Source organism: Spirillospora sp. NPDC047418, from assembly GCF_040643275.1.
In the GTDB taxonomy this organism is placed as follows: Bacteria; Actinomycetota; Actinomycetes; order Streptosporangiales; family Streptosporangiaceae; genus Spirillospora.
In genome coordinates, this window is record NZ_JBEYTW010000105.1 from 1 (window position 1) to 21,119 (window position 21,119).

Below are 21,119 nucleotides of genomic sequence, written 5' to 3' on the forward strand. Positions count from 1 at the left end.
GGGGGGGGGGCCCGCCCCCCCCCCCGGGGCCCCGGCTCACAGCCTCTTCCGCCAGACCTGCCCGTGGACGACGTCGCCGAAGCGCTCCACGGGCGGCTCCTCCTCCGCCAGCACGAACCCGGCCCGCTCGTAGAGGCGGTGCGCCGGACGCTGGAGCGCCGTCGTCCACAGCATGATCTCGGCGTAGCCGGCCGCGGCGGCGAAGCCGACGCACGCGTCGACGAGCGCGGCACCGACCCCCAGGCCGCGGGCGTCCGGCTCGACGTGCAGCAGCCGCAGTTGCGCGACGCCCTCCGCACGTTGCACGCAGAACACCCCGCCCAGGCGGACGCCGCCGGCCTCGGCGATCCACGCGTTCTCCCGCTCCGGATCGTGGTCGCGGACGTAGTCGGCGACGACCGAGGCGACGAGCGCCTCATAGGTGCGGTCCCAGCCGCATTCGGCGTCGTACAGGGCCCCGTTGCGCTCGACCACCCAGCCGAGGTCGCCGGGGCGCAGCGGCCGCAGGACGGCGCGCCCGCCGCCGTCCGGCCCCGGGCGGTCGCCGAGGATGCCGTGGACGGTGCGCATCGCGGCGAGCAGGCGGCCGCGGTCGGCGGCGGGCAGGCCGTCCAGCAGACCGCGGATCTCCGCGGCGGTCCGCTCGTCCAGCATGGCGAACACCGCGCGGCCGCGCGGGGTGAGCCGGGCGATCTGGCGGCGGGCGTCGCCTGCGGCGCGCTCGCGCACGAGCAGCCCGTCGGCCTCGAAGCGGGCCAGCATCCGGCTGAGGTACCCGGCGTCGAGGCCGAGCGCGCGGCGCAGCGCGAGGACCTCCGCGTCCCCCCGCTGGGCCAGCTCGAAGATCACCCGCGCCTCGGTCAGCGAGTAGGGCGAGCGGACGAGCCCCTCGCCGAGCACCCCGATGACCCCGGTGTAGAAGCGGTTGAACGCGCGGACCGTGCCGATGTCCTCGGCGGTCACCTCCATGGCGCGGCCTCCTAATGTTTGACTGAGTCAAACGTTAGGCGAACGGAGGGCCGCGCACCAGACCCCGCGGCGGGTCAGACGCTCGGCTGCGCCTCGGTCTCGGCGTCGGTCTCGGTCTCGGTCCCGGGCTTGGCCGCGGGCAGTGCGCGCGCCTCGCGGACGACCTTGCGCTCGACGAAGAAGGTCATCAGCGGCACGACGCCCCCGAGGACGATCAGCACCATCTTGCCGAGCGGCCAGCCGGTGCGCCGCCACAGGTCGAACGCCAGCGCCACGTAGACCATGTAGAAAAGGCCGTGGATGGGCGACACGATGCCCACCATCTCCGGCATGTCGGTCGGCCCGTACTTGAGGACCATCCCGACCGTCAGCAGCAGCAGCAGCGTGCCGACGATCAGCGCCAGGATCCGGTACCTGGTGACCGCGCCTTCCACGGGAACACACCTTTCGTTCGGCGGGCCCGGCGCCCCGGGCGGGACCCGCGCGAGGGGTCAGCGGCCTCCGCGGCTCTCGGAGTTGAGCCGGGCGAGGTAGCGGTTGTAGGCCGCGAGGGCGGGGTCCTCCTCCTCGTGCCGCTTGATCAGCTCCCGCTTGACCGCGGCTTCGGCGGGCTCTTCGATCACCTTCGGCGCGGGGGCCACGCCGTCCCGCTCGTCCCGGATCATCTTGACCCACATCACGATCACGAAGATCGCGAACAGGGGCCATTCGAACGTGTAGGCCCAGCTGCGGTCGTTGCCGGACTGGGCGCGGTCGAACTGCCACCAGCCGAACCCGATGAACGCGCCGCACAGCACGATCGCGAGCGCGTGCAACCCGAGCCAGCCTGGAGTGAGGAACCGTCGCACGGCACCGAGCCTACCCCCGGTTCCCCGAGGTCCGGCCCCGACCCCGTACCGGCTCACGAGGACCGGCTCACGAGGACTGACTCAAGGGCGCCGGCTCTTGGGCGCCGGTTCGGGCGGGGGTGGGCCCACGTAGACGGCGCGGGGGCGCAGCGGGCCGCGGCGGGCGTACTCCTCCAGCGCGTGCGCGAGCCATCCGGCGGTGCGCGCGACGGCGAAGAGCGCCTCCCCGGCGCCCGGGACGAGGCCGGCGACCGCGCCCAGCGCCGCGAGCGCGAAGTCGACGTTCGGCGCGGGCAGCCGGCGCCGCTCCGCCTCGGCCAGCACGGCGTCGGCGGCGGCGAGCCGCTCGTGCCCGGGCGCCGCGGCGCGGACGAGGCCGATCAGCAGGGTGAAGCGGGCGTCCCCCGACTTGTAGACGCCGTGCCCGAACCCGGGGATGCGCTCCCCGCCGCGCAGCCGCTCGCCCAGCACCCGGGCCGCCTCCACCGGTTCGGCGACCTCGGCGATCAGCCGTTCCGCCGCGTAGGACGCGCCGCCGTGCAGCGGGCCGCTCAGCACGCCGAGCCCGGACGCGACGACCGCGTACGGGTCGGCGCGCACGGACGCGGCGACCCGCGCGGCGACCGTGGACGCGGCCAGCTCGTGGTCGGCGAGCAGGATCATGGCGGCCTCGAAGGCGCGCGGCAGGCCGCCGCCCGGCTCGGGCGGGTGCGGGCACAGCCGGCTCCAGAGCCGCTCGGCGACGCCTCCCGCACCGGGCGGCCGTCCCGCGCCGGACGCCGGTCCGGCGGCCGGCGGCAGCGCCTCGACGAGGCCGGAGACCAGCGCCCGGCCGGTCGCGGTGACGCCCTCGGCGCCGAGGTGGTGGCGCAGCGGGTCGGTGGCGGCGAGCGCCGTGACGATCAGCTGGAGCCGGTCGAGCGGGAGCAGGCCGGCGGGCAGGCCGGACTGGGCGGCGACGGCCGCCGCGACGCCCTCCCCGCTGGGCCGCCAGGGCGCGGCGCCCGCCGCGTCCCCGCCGGCCGCGTCCTCGCCCGTCCAGAGCCAGCCGGCGACGTCCTCGAACGTCCGGGACCCGGCCATGGCCAGGACGTCGCGGCCCCGGTAGTAGGGCCGGTCGGCGCCGAGCGCGGTGATCGCCGACTCGATCGCGAGCTCCCCCGGGCCGGGCGGGCGGCGCGGCCTCCCGCGCCGGGCCAGCTCCTCCACCTGGGCCGCGTCGAAGAGGCTGCGGCGCCCGTCCGCGGCGTGCCGGCGGCGCAGCACGCCGCGGCTCACGTACGCGTACAGCGTGGCGGGCTTCACACCGAGCCGCTCGGCGGCGGCCTTGGCGTCGATCCATCCGCCGACCTGCTCGTTCTCCACGGTTCCCGCCTCTGAGTATTGATTATCGTCAATATTGATACATGTAGATTGCGATGTCAACCTGTGGGCATGCCTCAGATTCACTTCCTGGACGTCACCAACCGCGACGGCGTCCAGACGGCCCGCACCGGGCTGTCCAAGTTCGGCAAGACGATGGTCAACTTCTACCTGGGACGGCTCGGCGCGGCGCAGTCGGAGATCGGCTTCCCGTTCCTGTTCCACGAGGTCCCCTACGTGCGGGCGCAGATCGCGCTGGCGGAGGCGGGCGCGTTCGGCGGCCTGCGGCTCTCTGGCTGGTGCCGGGGCGTGGCGGGGGACGTCGAGAAGGCCGTCCGGGTGCGGGCGGGCGGCACCGGCCTCGCCCACTACAACCTGTCGATCTCGACGTCCGACTACATGATCGCCAACAAGTTCCGGGGGCGGCTGGACCGCGCGGCGATCGTCCGGGAGATGGTCGCGGCCGTCCGCGCGGCCAAGGCGGGCGGGGCGCGCACCGTCGCGGTCAACGCCGAGGACGGCTCCCGCACCGACACCGGCTTCCTCAAGGAGTTCGCCCTCGCCGCCAAGGATGCCGGCGCCGACCGCGTCCGGTACTGCGACACCATCGGGGGCGACACCCCCGACCGGGTCAAGGAGCGATTCGCCGAACTGGCGTCCGCCGTGGAGATGCCCGTCGAGACCCACTGCCACAACGACCTCGGCCTGGCCGTGGCCAACTCCATCAGCGGCGCCCTGGGCGACCTGGAGGCGGGCCAGGACGCGTGGATCAACACGTGCGTGAACGGCATCGGTGAGCGCTCCGGCAACGCGGACCTGCTGTCGACCATCCTCGCGTTCCGGCACGGGTTCGGGCTGGAGGAGCGCGGCATCGAGATCGGCGACCCGATCGACCTGTCGTGGGCGCGGCGGTTCGCGCTGTGGGCGAGCTACGCCTTCAGCCAGCCGCTCCCCTACAACCAGGTCGGCGTGGGGCGAAACGCGTTCGCGCACGAGTCCGGCATCCACGCGGACGGCGCGCTCAAGGACCACGGCAACTACGAGCTGTACGACGAGGAGACCCTCGGCCCCTTCCCGGACGACTGGCACACCCGTCCCGGACGCGTCGTCCTCACCGGCGAGTACGGCGGCAAGGCCGGCTTCCGGCACGTCATGGACGGGCTGGGCATCGAGCCGGTGGACGACGACCTCGCGTTCAAGCTCGTCCAGATCTGCAACGCCCAGACGGGCCGGCCGCTCACCGACGACGAGCTCCGCCTGATCGGCGCCTACCCGTGCGAGCTCGCCCTGCTCTTCCCGGGGCAGACCGACTGATCACATGATTTGTCCGAGGCGCGCTCTACGTTCTCGGGCATGGCGAGCAGCACAGCGGCGGCCGGCGCCGCGCAGTCGTACACGTACACGCGGCCGTCCGGGCTGGACGCGGGCCTTCTGGGCCTGTCCACGTCCGGCGGGACGACGAGCAGCGGACCGCAGGCCCATCCGCACTTCTTCAGCGGCGTCCTCACCCAGGCGGCGCCCGCCGCGGCGGCCCTGCTGGCCCTGGCCGACGTCGCCCAGACCCGGTACTTCCAGCCGCGCCCGACGTCCTTCCGGGATCCGGTCGTCACCTGCAACGGCGACCGGATCCGGATGGAGTCGTTCTCCGCGTGCGGCGGCGTGTACGCCAGGCTGGACGTGCTGGAGCCCGCGCTGGACGGCGAAGTCCACGAACGCGGTACGACGAACGTCGACGTCAACGGCCCCCTGCGCGAGGCCCTCGCCCGCGTGGGAGGGTCCGATCCGCTGCATCTGGCGGTCGGCGCCGAGGAACTGGCCGTGACCACGCTGGACGGCGCCGTCGTGGAGAAGAAGGTCCCGCTCCCCGACCGGTGGCTCCGGGGGTTCGCCGAGGTCCAGGTCATCACGGCCGGGTTCGATCTGCGCGGCGAGCTGAAGGGCCCGGACGCGGTGCGGTTCCTGCGGTCCCTGCCCAAGCGCGCGCGGGAGGCGCTGTGGGCGGTGCCCGCCGGGCGGACGCTGCGGATGTCGTCCCGTCCGGCGCCGGGCGCGGTGTGCCTGGCGGGGCCCGACCGCCTGCGGACGATGCTGCCGCTGCTGCGCTTCGCCAAGGCCATGCGCGTGTACGGGCCGGCCGTCTCCACCGGAAGCGGCCCTGTGTCGAGCGTGTGGGAACTGGAACTCCCCGGGATGCGCTACGTCCTCACCCTGTCGCCCCAGCATTCGCGTGGCTTCTCCGGTGAAGGCGCCATCCTGGAGGACATCTCCACCGACCAGGCCGCCGGAGACGCCGACCTGCTCGGCGCGCTGCTGTCCTTCGAACCGCGCGTCGAGCCCGACCTGCTCGCCGAGCGGTCCGGGCTCGACCCGGCCCGGACGAAGGCGGCGCTGACCCAGCTCGGAACGTCCGGCCGCGTCGGGTTCGACACCGCCGAGGCCGCCTTCTTCCACCGCGAGCTGCCGTACGACCCGGCCCGCGTGGCCGCCCTCAATCCCCGGCTGCGTTCGGCGCGGGCGCTCGTCGAGGACGGCGCCGTGCGGTTCACGTCCGGCGACACGGCGATCGTGCTGAGCAACGGGAGCGAGCGGCAGGTCCGCTTCGACGGCGACCGCGTCACCTGCACGTGCCCCTGGTGGTTCGACCACCGCGGCGAGCGGGGCCCGTGCAAGCACGTCCTCGCCGCCCGCATCGTCCGCCGCGACGCCGACCGGCCCGCCGAGGCCGCGCGATGAGCATGCCGCACGAGCTCCAGAAGGCGATCGAGGCCGGCGACACCGAGCTGACGGCGCGCGAGGTCATGGCGCTGGACGAGCCCGGACGCCGCGCGGCCGCCGCCGGACTCCCCGCTCTGCTGAAGGCGATGCGCGCCGCGTCGGAGCACGGCTTCCTGGACAACCAGGCCGTGCGGACGCTGCTTCTCGCCGGCGCCGGCACCATCGGCGGCCCCGCCGCCGCGGCGACGTGGCTGTGCCGCGGCGATCTCCGGCTCTGGTGGTGGGGCGGCGGCGACACCGAGCTGAGGCTGCTGCGCGAGGTCACCTCGGTCCGCTCGCCGGAGTGGCGCGCCGAGGTGGCCCACCGCGTCGCCGACCGGGTGCGGGGCGCCGACATCGACTGGACGCGCTGGAATTTCGCGGCGGAACTCGCCAAGTCGGCCGGTGCCGCTCCCCCGGTATCGGACGGTTTCGTCGTCGGCTGGGTGTCCGACCCGGATCCGTCCCGCTCGCAGGAACTCTCCGAGGACCCGTTCCTCGACACGCTCCTCCCGAAGCTGTTCGAGGTGGACGGTGTGGGAGCCGCTCTCGCCGCCGACGCGACATGGATGCGGCAGGACAGGCCCCGCGAGGCCACCTGGGCCGGTGCACTGTCCGCTCTGGCCCGCGCGGGACGGATCGAGCGCACGACGCTCCTGGACGGTTGCGTCAGCCGCTTCCTGCGCGGCGGCACGACGCACAACCTCCGCTGGTTCGTCCAGCTCCACGACGCGCTGGAGCCCACCGACGACGAGACGGCCGCCCGCGTCCGCGACTACGTCCGCCTGCTGCCGACCGCGCCGCCGGCCGTGGCCGATCTCGCGCTGCGCCAGGTCCGCCGTGCCGACGACCTGGAGCGCCTGGACGCGGACCTGTTCGCGGAGGCCGCCGACGCGCTGCTGTTCCGCCCGGAGAAGAAGCTCGTCCGGGCCGCGCTGACCTGGCTGGACCGGACAGCCCGCAAACGCGAACGGGCCGGCGCCACGGTGCGCGCCCTCACGGCCGTCTTCACCTCCGACGCGGTCGACCTGCGGGACCGCGCCGTGAAGATCGCGGTCAAGCACGCGGCGCGCGCGGGCGAACCCGTCCGGGCGGAGGTCCGGGACGCCGCCGGCGGCCTGCCCGCCGACCAGCGCGAGGCGATCGCGGCGGCGTTCGGCGAGGTCGCGGCCGTCACCGAGCCCGAGCCGCTCATGGGCCCGCCGCCGTTCGTCCCGCGCGAACTGCCCGCGCCCATCGGCTCGCTCGCCGAACTGGCGGAGGAGTTCGCCGTCCGGCTGCGCTCCGAGGAGGAGTGGCCCGCGACCGAGCGCTTCCTCGCCGCACTCGTCGAGTTCGCCCACCGCGACCCCGCCGGCACCCGCGAGGCGCTCCGCGGGCACGCCGACACCCTGGCGCCATGGCTCACGAAGCCGGACGACCACCCGTACATGCGCGGCCGCGGCCGCGAGAGCTGGATCCAGTTCCCGGTGCAGAACCTGCTGATCCCGGGCAAGACGCGCACCCTGAGCGAGGTCTTCGCGACCCTGCTCATGCGCCGCTCCCACTCGGCGGGGACGGCGATCGATCCGCAGCTGATGCGGTTCCTCAAGTGGCGGCTGCACGAGGTCGCCTCCGCCGTCGAGACGGTCCCGCTCCTCCTCGCGACCCCCACCGAGGGGAGCGGCCACATCGACCCGGACGTCCTGGTCGACCGGCTCGAACGCCTGGAGGCGGCGGGCCGCGTGCCGGGACCGGCCGACCTGCTGCAGGCGATGCTCCGCGTCCCACGCGAGATCGACCCGGCGGCCGTAGCGCACGCCAAGGGGCTGTCCGGCGTGGCCGGCCGGAAGGTCGCCGCCTGGCTCGCCGCGGGCGGGCTCGCCGATCCGGCCGTCACCTGCACCGTCCTCGACACCCCGCTCGCGACCGTCGGCGGGCGCAGCTTCCGGCTTCCCACCCACGTCCTGCCCGTAGTGGAGATGCCCGGCGACTCCGAGATCGACCGCCTGTGCGTGCTCCCCGAGCCGGACCGGCGGAACTTCGGAACGCGGAGCTTCGACCCGCACACCGGCCACTGGCCCGCCGTCCTGCCGTCCCACCGCGACATCGTCGCCGCCCACCTCGTCCCGCACCTGGCCGGATGGGAGGAGTACGGCTGGAACCAGGGCGCCATCATGCTGGGGCTGGCCGAGGCCGACGGGCCCGCCGGCGCCGCCACCGGCACGCTCCTCGCCCACACGCTGGCGAACCAGGACCAGGACGAGCGGGCGAAGGCCGTCGAGGCGCTGCTCGTCCTCGCCGCCCGGGGCGCGCTCCCGGCGGCCGAGACGGGCACCGCCCTCGGCCGGCTCGCCGCGCTGGGCCGCGTCCCGCTCCCCCGCACCCTCAAGGCCCTCACGGCCGCCGCCGACGCGGGCGCGCACGCCGGTGTCTGGACGATCCTCGCCGCCGCCCTCCCGCACGCCCTCCCCGCGCCGGGCGAACGCGCCCCGGCCGGACTCCCGGCCATGATCACCCTGGCCGCCCGGCTGGCCGAGATCACCGGCGCCGGGGGCGCCATCCCCGAGGTCGCGGACGTGGCGGCGCGCGGCGGGTCCAGCCGGCTGGTCGCGGAGTCGGCCCGCCTGCACCGCACCCTGACCGCAACGTGACGGAGCACGCCGGTGTTGACGAAGAGGCCGGTCCCGCATGGGACCCTGAGAACACCGGGAAGGAGTGCCGCACGATGACCGAGACACTCGCGTTCGGCACGGTCGACACCGTGCTCGGCCGCCTGCTCGTCGCCGGGACCGAGACGGGCGTCGCCGCCCTGCACTTCCGCGACACGCCCGCCGCCCGCGCCCGCACCGCCAAGGCCGCCGGCCTGCCCGTGGCCGACGCCCCCGGCCGGCTGGCCCCCGCGCTGTCGGCGCTGCGCGACTACTTCGCGGGCGACCTGAAGGACTTCGACCTCCCGATCGACTGGCGCCTCACGTCCGATGCCCAGCGGCAGGTGCTCACCACGCTGTACGAGTCCGTCCCGTACGGGAAGGTCCTCACCTACGGACAGCTGGGCGACCGCAGCGGCACCGGCGTGCACGCCCAGGTCATCGGTCAGATCATGGGCGGCAACCCGATCCCGCTGATCGTCCCGTGCCACCGCGTCGTCGCCTCCAACGGCCTGGGCGGCTACAGCGGCGGCTCCGGCGTCGAGATCAAGCGGTGGCTGCTCACCCTGGAGGGCGCCCTCCCCGCGACCCTCGACTGGGACATCACCCGCGCCCCGTGAACTTACCTACCGGTAGTCGGGAACTCTAGAATGGGCGGGTGCCGAAGATCAGTGCGGCGACCGTCGCGGAGCACCGCGCCCGGCAGCTGCGGAACCTGCTGGACGGGGCGCGGGCGCTCGTGGCGGAGGAGGGCATCGAGGCCCTGTCGCTGGCGGCGCTGGCACGCCGGGTCGGGTTGTCGCGGCCGGGCCTGTACGAGTACTTCCGGTCGAAGGACGATCTCGTCGCGGCGGTCGTGGAGGAGGAGCTGCCGCGCTGGGCGGCGCTCGTGGAGCGGGCGCTGGCCGACGCGGACGGCCTGGACGGCAAGGTCGCGGCCTACGTCCGGTGCCAGCTGGAGGTCATGACGGACGGGCGGCACCACGCCGCCGTGGCGCTGGTCGAGCACGCGCTCGCCGAGCCGGCGCTGCGCCGCATCCGGGAGGGGCACGCGCAGCTGCTGCGCCCGCTCGTCGCGGCGCTGGAGGAGGGCGGTGTCGCCGGGGCGGAGCTGCGGGCCGAGCTCATCCAGGGGCTGGTCGACGCCGCCGCGGGGATCGCGCAGCGCAGGCCGGCCGACGCCGAGGCCGTCGCCCGCGCGACGGTGGCGCAGGCGGTCCGGGGGCTAGGCGGTTGACGTGCTCCCCGGCCTGAAGGCCGGGGATTCGGCCTGTGCCGCACCGTTCAGGGTGCGGTCACTTCCGTGGCTTCCTGCTTCAACGGGCCTGCCCACGACCGGAGTCGGGGTCTTACCTGCCCTCCATCAGGCGTTTAGGGTCTCCGCCTCCCCCAGGGGTGCCCGGGGTTTCCGTCCAGCGGCGACCAGCAGAGCATCACCGGGTGATGCGGCGCCCTTCGTCCAGGATGTTGCGTGCGGCGTTGACGTCCCGGTCGTGCCCGGCCCCGCACTGCACGCAGGTCCAGTGCCGGACGTGCAGGGATTTGGGGCCGTCCCGGTACCGGCAGCGCGAGCAGATCTGCGAGGACGGAAACGCCCGGTCCACCCTCGCGAACACCCGCCCGTACCGGGCCGCTTTGTACTCCAGCATGGTCACGAACGCCGACCAGCCCGCGTCGTGCACCGACTTGGCCAGCCGGGTGCGCGCCAGCCCCTTCACGCACAGCGTCTCCACATAGACCGCTTGGTTGTCGCGGACCAGTTCGGTGGAGAGCCGGTGATGGAACTCGCGGCGCGCGTCGCCGACCTTCGCATGCGCGCGGGCGACCTTCACACGTGCCTTGCCGCGGTTGCTGGAGCCCTTCTGCGTGCGCGACAGCGCCTGCTGGGCCTTCTTCAGTTTCTTTTCGGCGCGGCGCAGGAACCGGGGAGAGCCGATCTTGCGGCCGTCCGACAGCACGGCGAAATGCTCCAGCCCCAGGTCGATCCCGACCTCGGCCGTCGTGTCGGGCGGGACTTGCACATCATCGGTCTCCACGACGAACGAGCAGAAGTACCGCCCGGCGGCGTCCTTGATCACGGTCACGGTCGAGGGCGTGCACGGCAGCCGCCGCGACCACCGCACCTTCACGTCGCCGACCTTGGGCAGCACGAGTTTGCCGCCTTCGGTGATCTGCCAGCGGGCGTTGGCGGTGAACCGGATCGATTGGCGGGCGTCCTTTCGGGACTTGAACCTCGGCGGCCCCATCCGGGGGCGTTTGCCGGCCAGGCCGTCGAAGAAGTTGCGGTAGGCCGCCTCCAGGTCCCGCAGCGACTGCTGCAGCACCACCGACGACACCTCGCCCAGCCAGCAGCGATGCGGAGTCTTCTTCGCAGCCGTCATCGCCGCCGACAGCTCGGCCGCCCGTACCAGCGGCAAACCTGCCTTGCGGGCGTCCTCCCGCGTCCGCAACGCGTCGTTGTAGACCACGCGGGCGCAGCCGAACGCCCGCGCCAGGGCTTGGCGCTGCCCGGCGGTGGGGTAGAGGCGGAACGCATACCGCAACTTCATTCCGTAATATTATCAATACTTTAAGCTACTGTCGGGTTCATGGACAGGCAGGCATCGCCCCGGAGAGCGATCCGGCTATCACCGTCCCGCTCCGCGGGAGGGTCGGCTCCACCCCCGCCCTGAAGGGCGGAGCACTACCGACGAAATCGGTAGCGCGTAGGCGACGCCGGTGAGGGTTTCGGAGACGTCCCAGAGGCGCTCGCCGTGGCGGTTCGCCTGCGGGGGCGCCGGCACCTTGGCGGGGGCGCCGCGGTACTGCAGGAGGCGGGGGCCGTAGCAGGCGCCGCCCTCGACGTCCGCGGTGGCGGCGTACAGGGACGGCAGCGCCCCCGCGGCGGCCGGCTGGGCGATCACCGCGTTGCCGATGCCCGTGGCCTTCTCCAGGAATGCGTTGCCCTGCATCTTCGGGCCGGTCTGCTGGAGGTTCGTCGCGGCGTAGCCGGGGTGGGCGGCGACGCTGGTCAGCTCGGGGACGCGCCGGTCCAGCTCCTTGGCGAACACCAGGTTCGCGAGCTTGGCCTGGCTGTAGGCGGCCCACTTGCGGTAGCGGCGCTCGCCCTGCAGGTCGCCGAAGTCGAGGCGGCCCGTCCACGCGAAGCCGGACGTCACCGTGACGACGCGGGCGGACGCGGCGCGCAGCGCCGGCAGCAGCAGGCCGGTGAGCGCGAAGTGGCCGAGGTGGTTGGTGCCGAACTGCATCTCGAAGCCGTCGGCGGTGGAGCGGTGCGGGATCGCCATGACGCCCGCGTTGTTGACCAGGATGTCGAGGGGGCCGTCGCCGTAGCGGGCCGCGAAGGCGCGGACGGACGACAGGTCGGCGAGGTCCAGCGAGCCGAGCACGATGTCGCAGCCCGGCGCGGCGGCCCTGATCCGGTCGAAGGCGGCCTGGCCGCGCTCGGCGCTGCGGCAGGCCAGCACGACGGACGCGCCGTGCCGGGCGAGCTGCAGGGCGGTGTGGTAGCCGAGGCCGCTGTTGGCCCCGGTGACGACCGCCCGCCGGCCGGAGAGGTCCGGGATGTCGTTCGCCGTCCAGCCCCGCATGGGCACCTCCACGTCCGGTCGGACCTCACAAGCTAGACGGACCATCGAATAGCGCGCAACGCGCCCCGCTGTGGCGCGATTCACACGCGCGCCGCAGCGGAGGGCGGCCGCGCTCAGGCGGGCAGGTTCTTCTCGATGGCGCCGACGACCTCGGCGGCCTCCGGTTCGGCCTGCGGCGCGAACCGCGCCGCGACCGTGCCGTCCGGGGCGATCAGGAACTTCTCGAAGTTCCACCGGATGTCGCCGGTGTGGCCCTCGGCGTCGGGGACGCCGACGAGGCCCTGGTACAGCGGGTGCCGGCCGGGCCCGTTGACCTCCACCTTCTCGGTCATCGGGAACGTGACGCCGTACGTCGCCGAGCAGAACTCGGCGATCTCGTCGGCGGTGCCGGGCTCCTGGCCCATGAACTGGTTGCAGGGCACGCCGAGGACCGTGAAGCCGCTTCCGGCGAAGCGCTCCTGCAGCCGCTCCAGGCCGGAGTACTGCGGGGTGAGGCCGCACTTGGACGCGACGTTGACGACGAGCACGGCCTTGCCCCGGTACTGCGCGAGGTCCGCGGACCCGCCCTGCAGACCGTCGATCTCTACATCGAAGACAGACATGAGGCCGATCCTAGGAGATCACTCCGCCGACCGGCCCACGCCGGTCAGCCGCCCAAGGCGTTCACGAAGGCCGCGAGCTGGTTGCCCGCGTTGCCCAACTGGTCGAAGGCGTTGTTGACCACTCCAGCCGCGTCCGTCGGTGAGCTGAGCAAGTAGAAGATGACGAAGGCGATCGCCACATAGCGGAGGTTCTTCTTCATCCGTACGCCGTCCCTGGTTTGTAGCGCGCGACACAATTGACCCGATCCAATTGTGCCCAGCCGCGTCTGCCCGCAAAGCGCGATTTTACTGTGACGCGGGCGCCACCGCTTGGTGCCCCGGGCGCATGGAAGCCCCGTACCGCAGGGGGTACGGGGCCCGAGGCCGTCCGTCAGGTCGGGATAGCGCTCATGAACTGCGACAACGACTCCGCCGCGTTGCCGAGCCCGCTCAGCGCGTTGTTGACCAGATGCGCCGCTCCGTCGGGCTTGCTGATGACGTACCACACCACGAAGGCGATGGCGGCGATCTTGATCTGCTTCTTGTTCACTCGAACCACCCTCTGCGGTCGCTTGCCTACGCAGAGTGATTCCCAGGGGCGGGCGGACGGAGATCAAGACCGGTTAAAGAGACGGTCAGGTCCGCTTGGCGTGCTCGGCGAGGTAGTCGATGTACAGCGGCCTGAGCGCCTCGCCGACCTCGCCCTCGCCCGCGTGGGTGAACTCCTCCAGCAGCGACAGGCCGTGGAAGAGGTCGAACTCGGCGCGGCCGACCTCGCCCGCGGCCGCCGCGGCGGCCGGGATGGCGCGCAGCAGCTCCCACAGGAAGCCGGCGTCGCGCCGCTCCCTGGCGAGGTCCATCGCCCGCCGGTGCAGTTCGGTCGTGGGCAGCTCGTCCAGCTTCACGCCGTCCGGCGTCACATCGGGCATGATCCGACTGTAACCGGACGGGTCACTTGGTGATGACGTCCTGCGGGATCGGCTGGTCCTGCTTGAGCGCGTCGAAGAGCCTGGACGCCTTGGCCTTGTCCCAGGTGATGTAGGACCCGGCCGCCGCGGAGCTGCCGTTGCCGCCGATCGGGACGGTCGTCGTCACGCCGCCGTCGCCGCTCACGCCCTTCATCGCCCACATCATGCGGACGAGGTCGTACAGGTGGTCGTTCTCGTCCACCAAGAAGTTGCTGGTGGCGTTCAGCGCCAGCGGGACGCCGCGGAACGGGTTGAGCATCGTCCCGGGGCTCGTCGCCTTCTTCATCAGGGCGGCGAAGAACTGGCGCTGGTGCTCCACGCGCTCCAGGTCGGCGCGGGCGAACGCGCGGGTCCGCACGTAGCCGAGCGCCTGGCCGCCGTCCAGCGTCTGGCAGCCCGCCTTGAGGTCGAGCCCCGCCTTGCGGTCCTTGATGTCGTCCTTGACGCAGATGTCCACGCCGCCGACCGCGTCCACGACGCCCACGAAGCCGCCGAAGCCGATCTCGGCGTAGTGGTCGATGTGGACGCCGGTCGTCTTCTCCACGGTCTCCACGAGCAGCTTGGGGCCGCCGAAGGCGAACGCCGCGTTCAGCTTGTTCGACCCGTGCCCCCGGATCGGGACGTAGGAGTCGCGCGGCAGGCTGATGAGGGACGTCCCGCCGGAGCCGTAGTGCAGCAGCATCATCGAGTCGGTGCGGCGGCCCCCCGCGAACCCGGTGGCGAGCCGCTTCTGGTCGGCCTTCGACAGGCCCTCGCGGCTGTCGGACCCGACGACCAGCCAGTTCGTGCCGGGTGTGTCGGCGATGCGGCCGGGATAGTCCACCAGGACCGACTCCCGCTTCAGCCGGGAGTCCAGGTAGAAGTAGCCGCCCACGATGATCAGCAGCAGCACGACCAGGACCGCGCCGAGCACCCGCGGCCAGCGGCGCCGCCGGCGGCGCCGGACCGGGGCCCCGCCGCGCGGACCGCCCTCGCCGGGGCGCGCCCCGGCGAGCTGGTCGCCCGCGTACGGGTCGTCGTAGGCGTCGTAGCGGTCCCCGTACGGATCCCGTCCGTAGCTGGCGTGCTGGTGCGCCCGGCCGTCGCTCATGCGTAGACCTTAGACAACCCGAGGGGGGTCGCGCGTCCATCCGCCGCATGATTCCGCGCTGGAACAAATCACCGCGCTATGTGACACATGAAGCGGACACCGTCCCCCTTACGGCGCACACTGCCCCCTGGCGGGGTGTACGCGGGGAGGGTGGCGCATGGGTACACGACGGCGTCTCGCGAGGTGGACGCGCCGGCGGGGAGGCGGCGGGCGGCGGGCCGAGGCCGGCACCAGGCCGCAGCTTCCGGAGCTGTCCGCGCTCCGGTGGCACGAGAAGGACAGGGAACTCGCCGAGACCGGGCTCGGCACCGTCGCGCGGCGGCTGCCGGCGGTGATCGCGCAGGCCGCCGGGCTGGCCTGGCGGGCGAGCCGGGCCGACACGATCGCGACGATCTCCCTCAACCTCCTCGCGGGGATCTTCACGGCGTTCTGGCTGCTGGCGACGACGGGCGTGCTCACCGCGCTGTTCAGCGCGGCGCCGACGCCGTCCCGGGTCCGGGACGCGCTGCCGTCGCTGGCGCTGGTCGCGGGCGCGGTGGCGCTGCGGGCCGCGCTGCAGGCGGCCGCGGGCTGGTCCCAGGCGCGGCTGGACCCGCAGGTGCAGCGCCTCGCCGAGTTGCGGCTGTACGAGGCGACGACCGCCGTGCACCTGGCCGCTCTCGACGACTCCGACTTTCTGGACGACCTGCAGCGCGCGCAGACCCGGGGCATGATGTCGGCCCCCCGGGTCGTCCAGCAGGCGGTGGACGTCCTCACCGGCCTGGTGGGGATGGCCGCGGCGGCGGGCACCCTCGGCGTGCTGCACCCGCTGCTGCTGCCGCTGCTCCTGCTGACCGCCGTCCCGGAGGGGTGGGCGGCCGTGCGCAGCGCCCGGATGCGGTACCTGACGATGCTCTCCCTGGTCGAGGTCGCGCGCCGGAAGTGGATCCTGTCCGACCTGATGGTCGAGCGGAAGCACGCGGCCGAGGTGCGCTCGTTCACCATGCGGGCGTTCCTGCTGGACCAGTACGACCGGTCGGCCGCCCACCAGCGGAGCGTGGAACTGGACCTGGCGCGCCGGCAGACCATCGCCCGGGTCACCGGCGACCTCCTGAAGGGCGTCGCCACGGCGCTCGTCTACATCGCGCTCGGGGTCATGCTGTGGAAGGGCGCGGTGCCGCTGGCGGTGGCGGGCACGGCGGTGCTGGCGATCCGCTCCGGCCAGGCGTCCCTGGCCAACCTGGTGTTCGCGGTCAACCAGTGCTACGAGGAGGGCCTGTACTTCGGGGACTACCTCCGCTTCTGCGACGCCGCCGAGAAGCGGATCCCGCACCGCGCCCTGGCACCGGCGCGGGACCGCGAGCGGCTGCCGGACGACGTCGCGCACATCCGCGTCCGCGACGTCGTGTTCACCTACCCGGGCGCGGACGCGCCGTCCCTCAACGGCGTCTCGCTGGACCTGCGCAAGGGCGAGGTGGTCGCGCTCGTCGGCGAGAACGGCTCCGGCAAGACCACCCTCGCCAAGATCATGGCGGGCCTGTACGACCCGGACTCCGGCGAGGTGGCGTGGGACGAGGTGCCGCTCGCCGCCGTCCCGCCGCAGGACGTGTGGGAGCGCATCGCCGTCATCGCGCAGGAGTACACGCACTGGCCGATGACCGCGCGGCAGAACATCACGATGGGGCGCGGCGCCGACCGCCCGGAGGGCCGGGCCGACGGCGACGGGGAGGACCCGGGGATGCTCGCCGCCGCCCGCGCGTCCGGCGCCGACGAGGTCGTCGCGGAGCTCTCCCGCGGCTACGGGACGCTGCTGGACCGCCGGTTCAAGGGCGGCGCCGACCTGTCCGGCGGCCAGTGGCAGCGGCTCGCGGTGGCGCGCGGCTTCTTCCGCGACGCGCCGCTGCTGATCTGCGACGAGCCGACCGCCGCACTGGACGCGCGAGCCGAGCACCAGCTGTTCGAACGTATCCGCACCCACACCGACGGCCGTACGGTTCTGCTCATCACACACCGGCTCGCCAGCGTCCGTTATGCCGACCGGATCTACGTCCTGGAGCACGGCGAGGTGATCGAGGAGGGCGACCACGCGGCGCTGATGGCCCGCGGCGGCCTCTACGCCGAGCTGTACTCGCTGCAGGCCGCCGCGTACGCCGCCGGCGGCCCGCAGCCCGCGGCCGGCGAGGCGCGGGCGGGCTAGACCCGGCTAGATGTAGAGGCCGTAGGCGCGGTCGTCCTCGCGGGGCGGGGCGTCGGGGACGTCCTCGGGGCGCAGCAGGCCCACCTCCGCCGCGCCGACCTCGCGGCCCTCGTCGTGCCCGGCGGTGATGCGCTGCGCCTGCCGGGAGATCGCCGCCTCCAGCAGGTTTCGGACGAGCCGGGCGTTGCCGAACGAGGCGCCGCGCGGGTGCGCGGCGACGCGGTCGCGCAGCACGTCCAGCACCCCGGGCGCGAGCACGAACCCGGCCTCCGCCGCCATGAACTCGAAGATCGTGACCAGCCCGTCGTCGGTGTAGTCGGGGAACCGCAGCCGCTTCGGGAACCGGGACTTCAGCCCCGGGTTGGCGTCCAGGAACCGCTCCATCTCGGCGTCGTAGCCGGCGACGATGACGACGAGGTCGCCGCGGTGCTCCTCCATCAGCCGCAGCAGCTCGGCGATCGCCTCGTGGCCGAAGTCGCGCCGGTCGCCGCCCGCCGACGACAACGCGTACGCCTCGTCGACGAACAGCACGCCGCCGAGGGCGCGCTCGACCGCGGCCCGCACCCGCGGCGCGGTCTGCCCGACGAACTCGGCGACGAGGTCGGCGCGGGTGACCTCCACCAGGTGCCCGGACGACAGCAGGCCCAGCCGGGCGAACACGGCCGCGATCAGCCGCGCGATCGTCGTCTTGGCGGTGCCCGGGTTGCCCATGAACACCATGTGCCGCGCCGGCGGCGCCGGGGACACCTTCGCGTCGCGCCGCAGCTGCTCGGCGCGGACCTCGGCGACCAGCGCGGCCACCTCGCGCTTGATGTCGGCCAGCCCGATCAGCCGCTCGACCTCGGCGAGCGGGTCGCCGGGCACGTCGTCGCGGCCGCGCGTGAGGGTGTCGGGGACGTCCTCCAGCAGGATGACGTCGAGGGACTCGGTCTCGTCGACGATCCCGTCGGCGAGGACGCGGCGGCCCTGCATCGCGACGGCGCGGTCCAGCAGGTTGGTCATGATGCGGACGTTGCCGAGCCCGCGCTCGCGGGGCGCCGCCTCGACCAGCGCGCGGACCTCGTCCAGCACGCCGGGGGCCAGCTCGAACCCCGAGGCGGCGGCCTTGGCCGCGAACACCCGCACCAGCTCGTCGTCGGTGAGGTCGGCGAACCGGATCGTGCGGGGGAAGAACTCGGCCAGGTCGGGATGCGCCTTCAGCAGCCCGTTCATCTCCGCGTGCGGGCCGGTCAGCACGACGACGAGGTCCTCGGTGTGCGCCTGGACGCTGGTCAGCAGGACGTCCAGGACCTCCCGGCCGCGCGCGGCGTCCGCCGACACCGACACCAGGGCGTGCGCGTCCCGCACCATCAGGACGCCGCCGTGCGCCTCCTCCACGGCGCGCCGCACCCGCAGCACGCTCTCGCTGGCGTACTCGCCGAGCAGGTCGGCGCGCTCCACCTGGACCAGGTGGCCGGACGACAGCACGCCGAGGCCGGCGTAGACGCGGCCGAGGATGCGGGCGACCTTGCCCTTGCCGGTGCCGGTGTTCCCGGTGAACACCAGGTGCCGGGGCCGGGACCGCGCCGTCATGCCCGCCTCGCGGCGCAGCCGCGCGGCCCTGGCCTCGGCGATCAGGGCGTCGACCTCGCGCTTGACGGGCTCGATGCCGACGACGGCGGCCAGCTCGGCGAGCGGGTCGCCGTCGGCGGGACGGCCCGCGACGAGGTGCTGCGGCAGGTCCGCGTCCGTGACCTCGGCGGCGCCGTCCGGACGGGCACGGGCGCCGGCGCCGTCCTCGCCGGGACGGGCGTCGGTGCCGTCCCGGCGGGCACGGGCGGCGGCGACGGCCTCGCCCGCCATGTGCTCGGCGAGCCGGGCGCCGCGCAGGTTCAGCAGCGGCGGGGTGCGGCGCAGCATCCCGCCCGCGGCCGCCGCGACCGCCGGGGCGACGCGCGCGCCGCGCCGCGCGACGGCGAGGGCGAACAGCTCGGCGAAGTCGTCCTCGCCGAAGTCGCGGGTGCGGGCCACCTCGAACGCCCGGACCAGCGCCGGGTTGGCGTCGAACAGCCGCCGGTCGCCGCCGGGACGGCACAGCGCGACGACGCTCAGCGACGGCGCGCGGGCCATGAGCCGCCGCAGCTCCTCGACGGCGGCGGCGCCGCACCGCTCGTTGGCGGCGAGCTTCTCCAGGTCGTCGACGACCAGGAGCATCCGCCCCTCCAGGCACTCGCGGACGCGGGCCTGCAGCCACAGGACGGCGTCGCTCACGCCCAGCGACGCGAACACCTGGTCGGAGATCCACAGCGCCTCCCGGACGGCGCCGCCCTCGGCGAGCATCGCCTCGGCGATCTCGGCGGCGGTGCCCTTCCCGGTGCCCTCCGGTCCGGTGATGAGCAGCCGGGCGGCCCGCTCCCCCGCCAGCCGCGCCGCGACCGCCTCCCGCAGGGCGCGGGACAGCTCGGGCTGCCCGACGAGCCCCGGCTCCGGCACGTCCGCGCGCCCCGGACGCGCCTCCTCCGCGGGCTCCCCGGCGGCCTCCGCCGCACGCCGGTCGCCGAACGCCAGGGTGTTGAAGACGCGCCGGACGGTGAACAGCCGCCGCAGGTCGGCCTGGAACGCGCGCACCGGTACCCGGCATTTCGGGCTGACCGCCGCCTCGGGCAGCCCCTGCGCCGCGCCGGTGACGCGCACGGCCATGTCGAGCCAGGCGCGGGACGCGTCCGCCTCCCCCGCGACCAGGCCCCGCGCCAGCCACGCGCGCACGTCCTGCTGCCACGCCTCGGCGGAGAACCCCTCGCGCGCCGCGCGGAACCGCTCCTCCACGTTCTCGTACCGCACCGTGCCGAGCACGACCGCCAGCTCGGCCGGGACGACCGGCGCGCCGGCCGCCAGCAGCAGCCGGGCCAGCGCGGCATCGGGCTCGTCCCCGTCGGCCACGGCCCCCGACAGCCGCCGGTGCGCGGCGTCCAGCCCTTCGCACGCCCACCCGAGGTAGCCGACGGGGCCCGCCAGCTCCGGCAGGACGGCCAGTTCCTCCTCGGTCAGCGCGGACGCCCAGGCGTCCTCCAGCCGCCCGTTGGGGACGGACATGTCCACCTCGCGGAGCGCCGGATCGGCCGCGCGCCGGTCGAACAGCCCGATCAGCGCCTTCCGGCGCCGCTCCACCGGCTCCAGCCCCGCGAAGACGTCCAGCCCGGCCCGCGCCAGCTCGAACATCACCGCGCGCCGCTCCGGGTCGTCGCCCGCCGGCTCGGGCAGCCACAGCCCCGGCGGCCGCCACCGCCCGCCCTGGCTGAAGAACGCCGTCGGATCCCGGACCGCCGACTCCGGCGTCGCCAGGAAGTCCGACAGCAGTTCGTAGTCGACGTCGCCGCGCGATCCGCCGCGGGCCGCCGACGCGCCCAGCAGGAACGTGAGCAGCGACCACTGCTCGGCGCCGGCCGCGCTGGTGCGGTCGCCGTAGAAGTCGCTGAGCCGCCGCGTCAGCACGACCGCGCGCTCGTCGGTGTTGTAGGCGACCGCCCGTTCGCGGATCTCCGCGTAGAGGCCGTCCGGCACCCGCCACGGGCCGTGCGCGTACACGTCGAGCACGGGCTCCTCGGTGAGCAGCACTTCGAGATGGTCCGGCAGCCGGGGGGCACTCACGGAGTTCGGTCTCCTAGACAGCGGAGGGGCACGTCCGACAGCACCCTACGGCCCGGCACGATCCGGCACACCCCCCGTCGCGCCGGGTTGGCAGGCGGCCCGTCGTCGGCGATAGTTGTCACATGGAAAGCATCTCCCGGACGGCCCGCCGGGAGGCGCTGCGCTCACAGGAGGGGAACCCCCCGTGCCACCTTTGGAAGTGACCACGCGGTCGGACGGCGGGCGGACCGTCGTCCGGCTGCGCGGAGAACTCGATATCGCCTGCTCGGAAGACCTGCGCAGGTCCCTCAACGAGGCGCGCCGCGAACACGGCGAGCACCTCGTCCTCGACCTGGCCGACCTGGAGTTCATGGACTCGGGCGGCCTGTCGGTCATCGTCGCCTGCTACAAGGCCGCGACCGCCGCGGGCGGCAGCCTCACCCTCGCCGGCCCGCGCCCGATCGTCCGCCGCACCCTGGAGATCACCGGGCTGCACCGCCGCATCCCGGTGACCGCCACCCTCGCGGAGGCGCTGCCCTGACCGG

General features: G+C 74.0%; 19 protein-coding genes. 7 read left to right on the forward strand and 12 right to left on the reverse strand.

The window, feature by feature from the left end:
• Positions 1-36: 36 nt before the first annotated feature.
• The 4 genes from ABZ806_RS38275 to ABZ806_RS38290 all read right to left on the reverse strand — a co-directional run bounded on the left by ABZ806_RS38275 (position 37) and on the right by ABZ806_RS38290 (position 3,182).
• On the reverse strand, positions 37-969 hold the full coding sequence (locus ABZ806_RS38275; protein WP_500223257.1) for a bifunctional helix-turn-helix transcriptional regulator/GNAT family N-acetyltransferase: 933 nt from the start codon (positions 967-969) through the stop codon (positions 37-39).
• A gap of 74 nt (positions 970-1,043) precedes the next feature.
• Positions 1,044-1,403 (reverse strand): DUF3817 domain-containing protein, encoded by a 360-nt coding sequence (locus tag ABZ806_RS38280; RefSeq protein ID WP_500223258.1) that lies wholly within the window; start codon positions 1,401-1,403, stop codon positions 1,044-1,046.
• A gap of 57 nt (positions 1,404-1,460) precedes the next feature.
• A complete protein-coding gene (locus ABZ806_RS38285; protein WP_500223259.1) occupies positions 1,461-1,817 on the reverse strand; it encodes a hypothetical protein in 357 nt (118 codons plus the stop codon).
• An 81-nt stretch (positions 1,818-1,898) separates the two neighbouring features.
• The gene (locus tag ABZ806_RS38290; protein WP_500223260.1) at positions 1,899-3,182 is read right to left on the reverse strand and encodes a citrate/2-methylcitrate synthase; all 1,284 of its coding nucleotides are present in this window, start codon (positions 3,180-3,182) and stop codon (positions 1,899-1,901) included.
• A 69-nt stretch (positions 3,183-3,251) separates the two neighbouring features.
• On the opposite strand from ABZ806_RS38290, the gene ABZ806_RS38295 reads away from it, so the two are divergent.
• The 5 genes from ABZ806_RS38295 (at position 3,252) to ABZ806_RS38315 (ending at position 9,800) form a co-directional block, all read left to right on the forward strand.
• The gene (locus ABZ806_RS38295) at positions 3,252-4,493 is read left to right on the forward strand and encodes a LeuA family protein (protein WP_500223261.1); all 1,242 of its coding nucleotides are present in this window, start codon (positions 3,252-3,254) and stop codon (positions 4,491-4,493) included.
• Positions 4,494-4,532: 39 nt separating this feature from the next.
• Positions 4,533-5,912 carry an SWIM zinc finger family protein gene (locus ABZ806_RS38300; protein WP_500223262.1) on the forward strand — a complete coding sequence of 460 codons (1,380 nt, stop codon included), beginning with the start codon at positions 4,533-4,535 and terminating at the stop codon, positions 5,910-5,912.
• Positions 5,909-8,566 carry a DUF6493 family protein gene (locus tag ABZ806_RS38305; protein WP_500223263.1) on the forward strand — a complete coding sequence of 886 codons (2,658 nt, stop codon included), beginning with the start codon at positions 5,909-5,911 and terminating at the stop codon, positions 8,564-8,566. Before ABZ806_RS38300 ends, ABZ806_RS38305 begins: the two co-directional genes overlap by 4 nt.
• A gap of 74 nt (positions 8,567-8,640) precedes the next feature.
• Positions 8,641-9,183 (forward strand): methylated-DNA--[protein]-cysteine S-methyltransferase, encoded by a 543-nt coding sequence (locus tag ABZ806_RS38310; protein WP_500223264.1) that lies wholly within the window; start codon positions 8,641-8,643, stop codon positions 9,181-9,183.
• A gap of 38 nt (positions 9,184-9,221) precedes the next feature.
• The gene (locus ABZ806_RS38315; protein WP_500223265.1) at positions 9,222-9,800 is read left to right on the forward strand and encodes a TetR/AcrR family transcriptional regulator; all 579 of its coding nucleotides are present in this window, start codon (positions 9,222-9,224) and stop codon (positions 9,798-9,800) included.
• Positions 9,801-9,996: 196 nt separating this feature from the next.
• Here the strand turns inward: ABZ806_RS38315 and ABZ806_RS38320 are convergent, their stop codons facing one another.
• The 7 genes from ABZ806_RS38320 to ABZ806_RS38350 all read right to left on the reverse strand — a co-directional run bounded on the left by ABZ806_RS38320 (position 9,997) and on the right by ABZ806_RS38350 (position 14,792).
• The gene (locus tag ABZ806_RS38320; RefSeq protein WP_500223266.1) at positions 9,997-11,112 is read right to left on the reverse strand and encodes an RNA-guided endonuclease InsQ/TnpB family protein; all 1,116 of its coding nucleotides are present in this window, start codon (positions 11,110-11,112) and stop codon (positions 9,997-9,999) included.
• A gap of 78 nt (positions 11,113-11,190) precedes the next feature.
• Entirely contained in the window at positions 11,191-12,153 is a 963-nt protein-coding gene (locus ABZ806_RS38325) for an oxidoreductase (RefSeq protein ID WP_500223267.1), read from the reverse strand.
• A 113-nt stretch (positions 12,154-12,266) separates the two neighbouring features.
• A complete protein-coding gene (locus ABZ806_RS38330) occupies positions 12,267-12,755 on the reverse strand; it encodes a glutathione peroxidase (RefSeq protein ID WP_500223268.1) in 489 nt (162 codons plus the stop codon).
• A 44-nt stretch (positions 12,756-12,799) separates the two neighbouring features.
• The gene (locus ABZ806_RS38335) at positions 12,800-12,955 is read right to left on the reverse strand and encodes a hypothetical protein (protein ID WP_500223269.1); all 156 of its coding nucleotides are present in this window, start codon (positions 12,953-12,955) and stop codon (positions 12,800-12,802) included.
• A gap of 170 nt (positions 12,956-13,125) precedes the next feature.
• Positions 13,126-13,284 carry a hypothetical protein gene (locus ABZ806_RS38340; RefSeq protein ID WP_500223270.1) on the reverse strand — a complete coding sequence of 53 codons (159 nt, stop codon included), beginning with the start codon at positions 13,282-13,284 and terminating at the stop codon, positions 13,126-13,128.
• Positions 13,285-13,369: 85 nt separating this feature from the next.
• Complete coding sequence (locus tag ABZ806_RS38345; protein WP_500223272.1) at positions 13,370-13,663, reverse strand: hypothetical protein; 294 nt, start codon at positions 13,661-13,663, stop codon at positions 13,370-13,372.
• Positions 13,664-13,685: 22 nt separating this feature from the next.
• The gene (locus ABZ806_RS38350) at positions 13,686-14,792 is read right to left on the reverse strand and encodes an LCP family protein (RefSeq protein ID WP_500223274.1); all 1,107 of its coding nucleotides are present in this window, start codon (positions 14,790-14,792) and stop codon (positions 13,686-13,688) included.
• Between the two features lie 157 nt (positions 14,793-14,949).
• Between ABZ806_RS38350 and ABZ806_RS38355 the strand changes: the two genes are divergently transcribed.
• Positions 14,950-16,968, forward strand: a complete 2,019-nt coding sequence (locus ABZ806_RS38355) for an ABC transporter ATP-binding protein (RefSeq protein WP_500223275.1) — start codon at positions 14,950-14,952, stop codon at positions 16,966-16,968.
• A 6-nt stretch (positions 16,969-16,974) separates the two neighbouring features.
• On the opposite strand, the gene ABZ806_RS38360 is transcribed toward ABZ806_RS38355, so the two are convergent.
• Positions 16,975-20,595 carry an AAA family ATPase gene (locus ABZ806_RS38360; RefSeq protein WP_500223276.1) on the reverse strand — a complete coding sequence of 1,207 codons (3,621 nt, stop codon included), beginning with the start codon at positions 20,593-20,595 and terminating at the stop codon, positions 16,975-16,977.
• 184 nt (positions 20,596-20,779) lie between these two features.
• Between ABZ806_RS38360 and ABZ806_RS38365 the strand changes: the two genes are divergently transcribed.
• Positions 20,780-21,115, forward strand: a complete 336-nt coding sequence (locus tag ABZ806_RS38365; protein WP_500223278.1) for an STAS domain-containing protein — start codon at positions 20,780-20,782, stop codon at positions 21,113-21,115.
• Positions 21,116-21,119 lie beyond the last annotated feature (4 nt).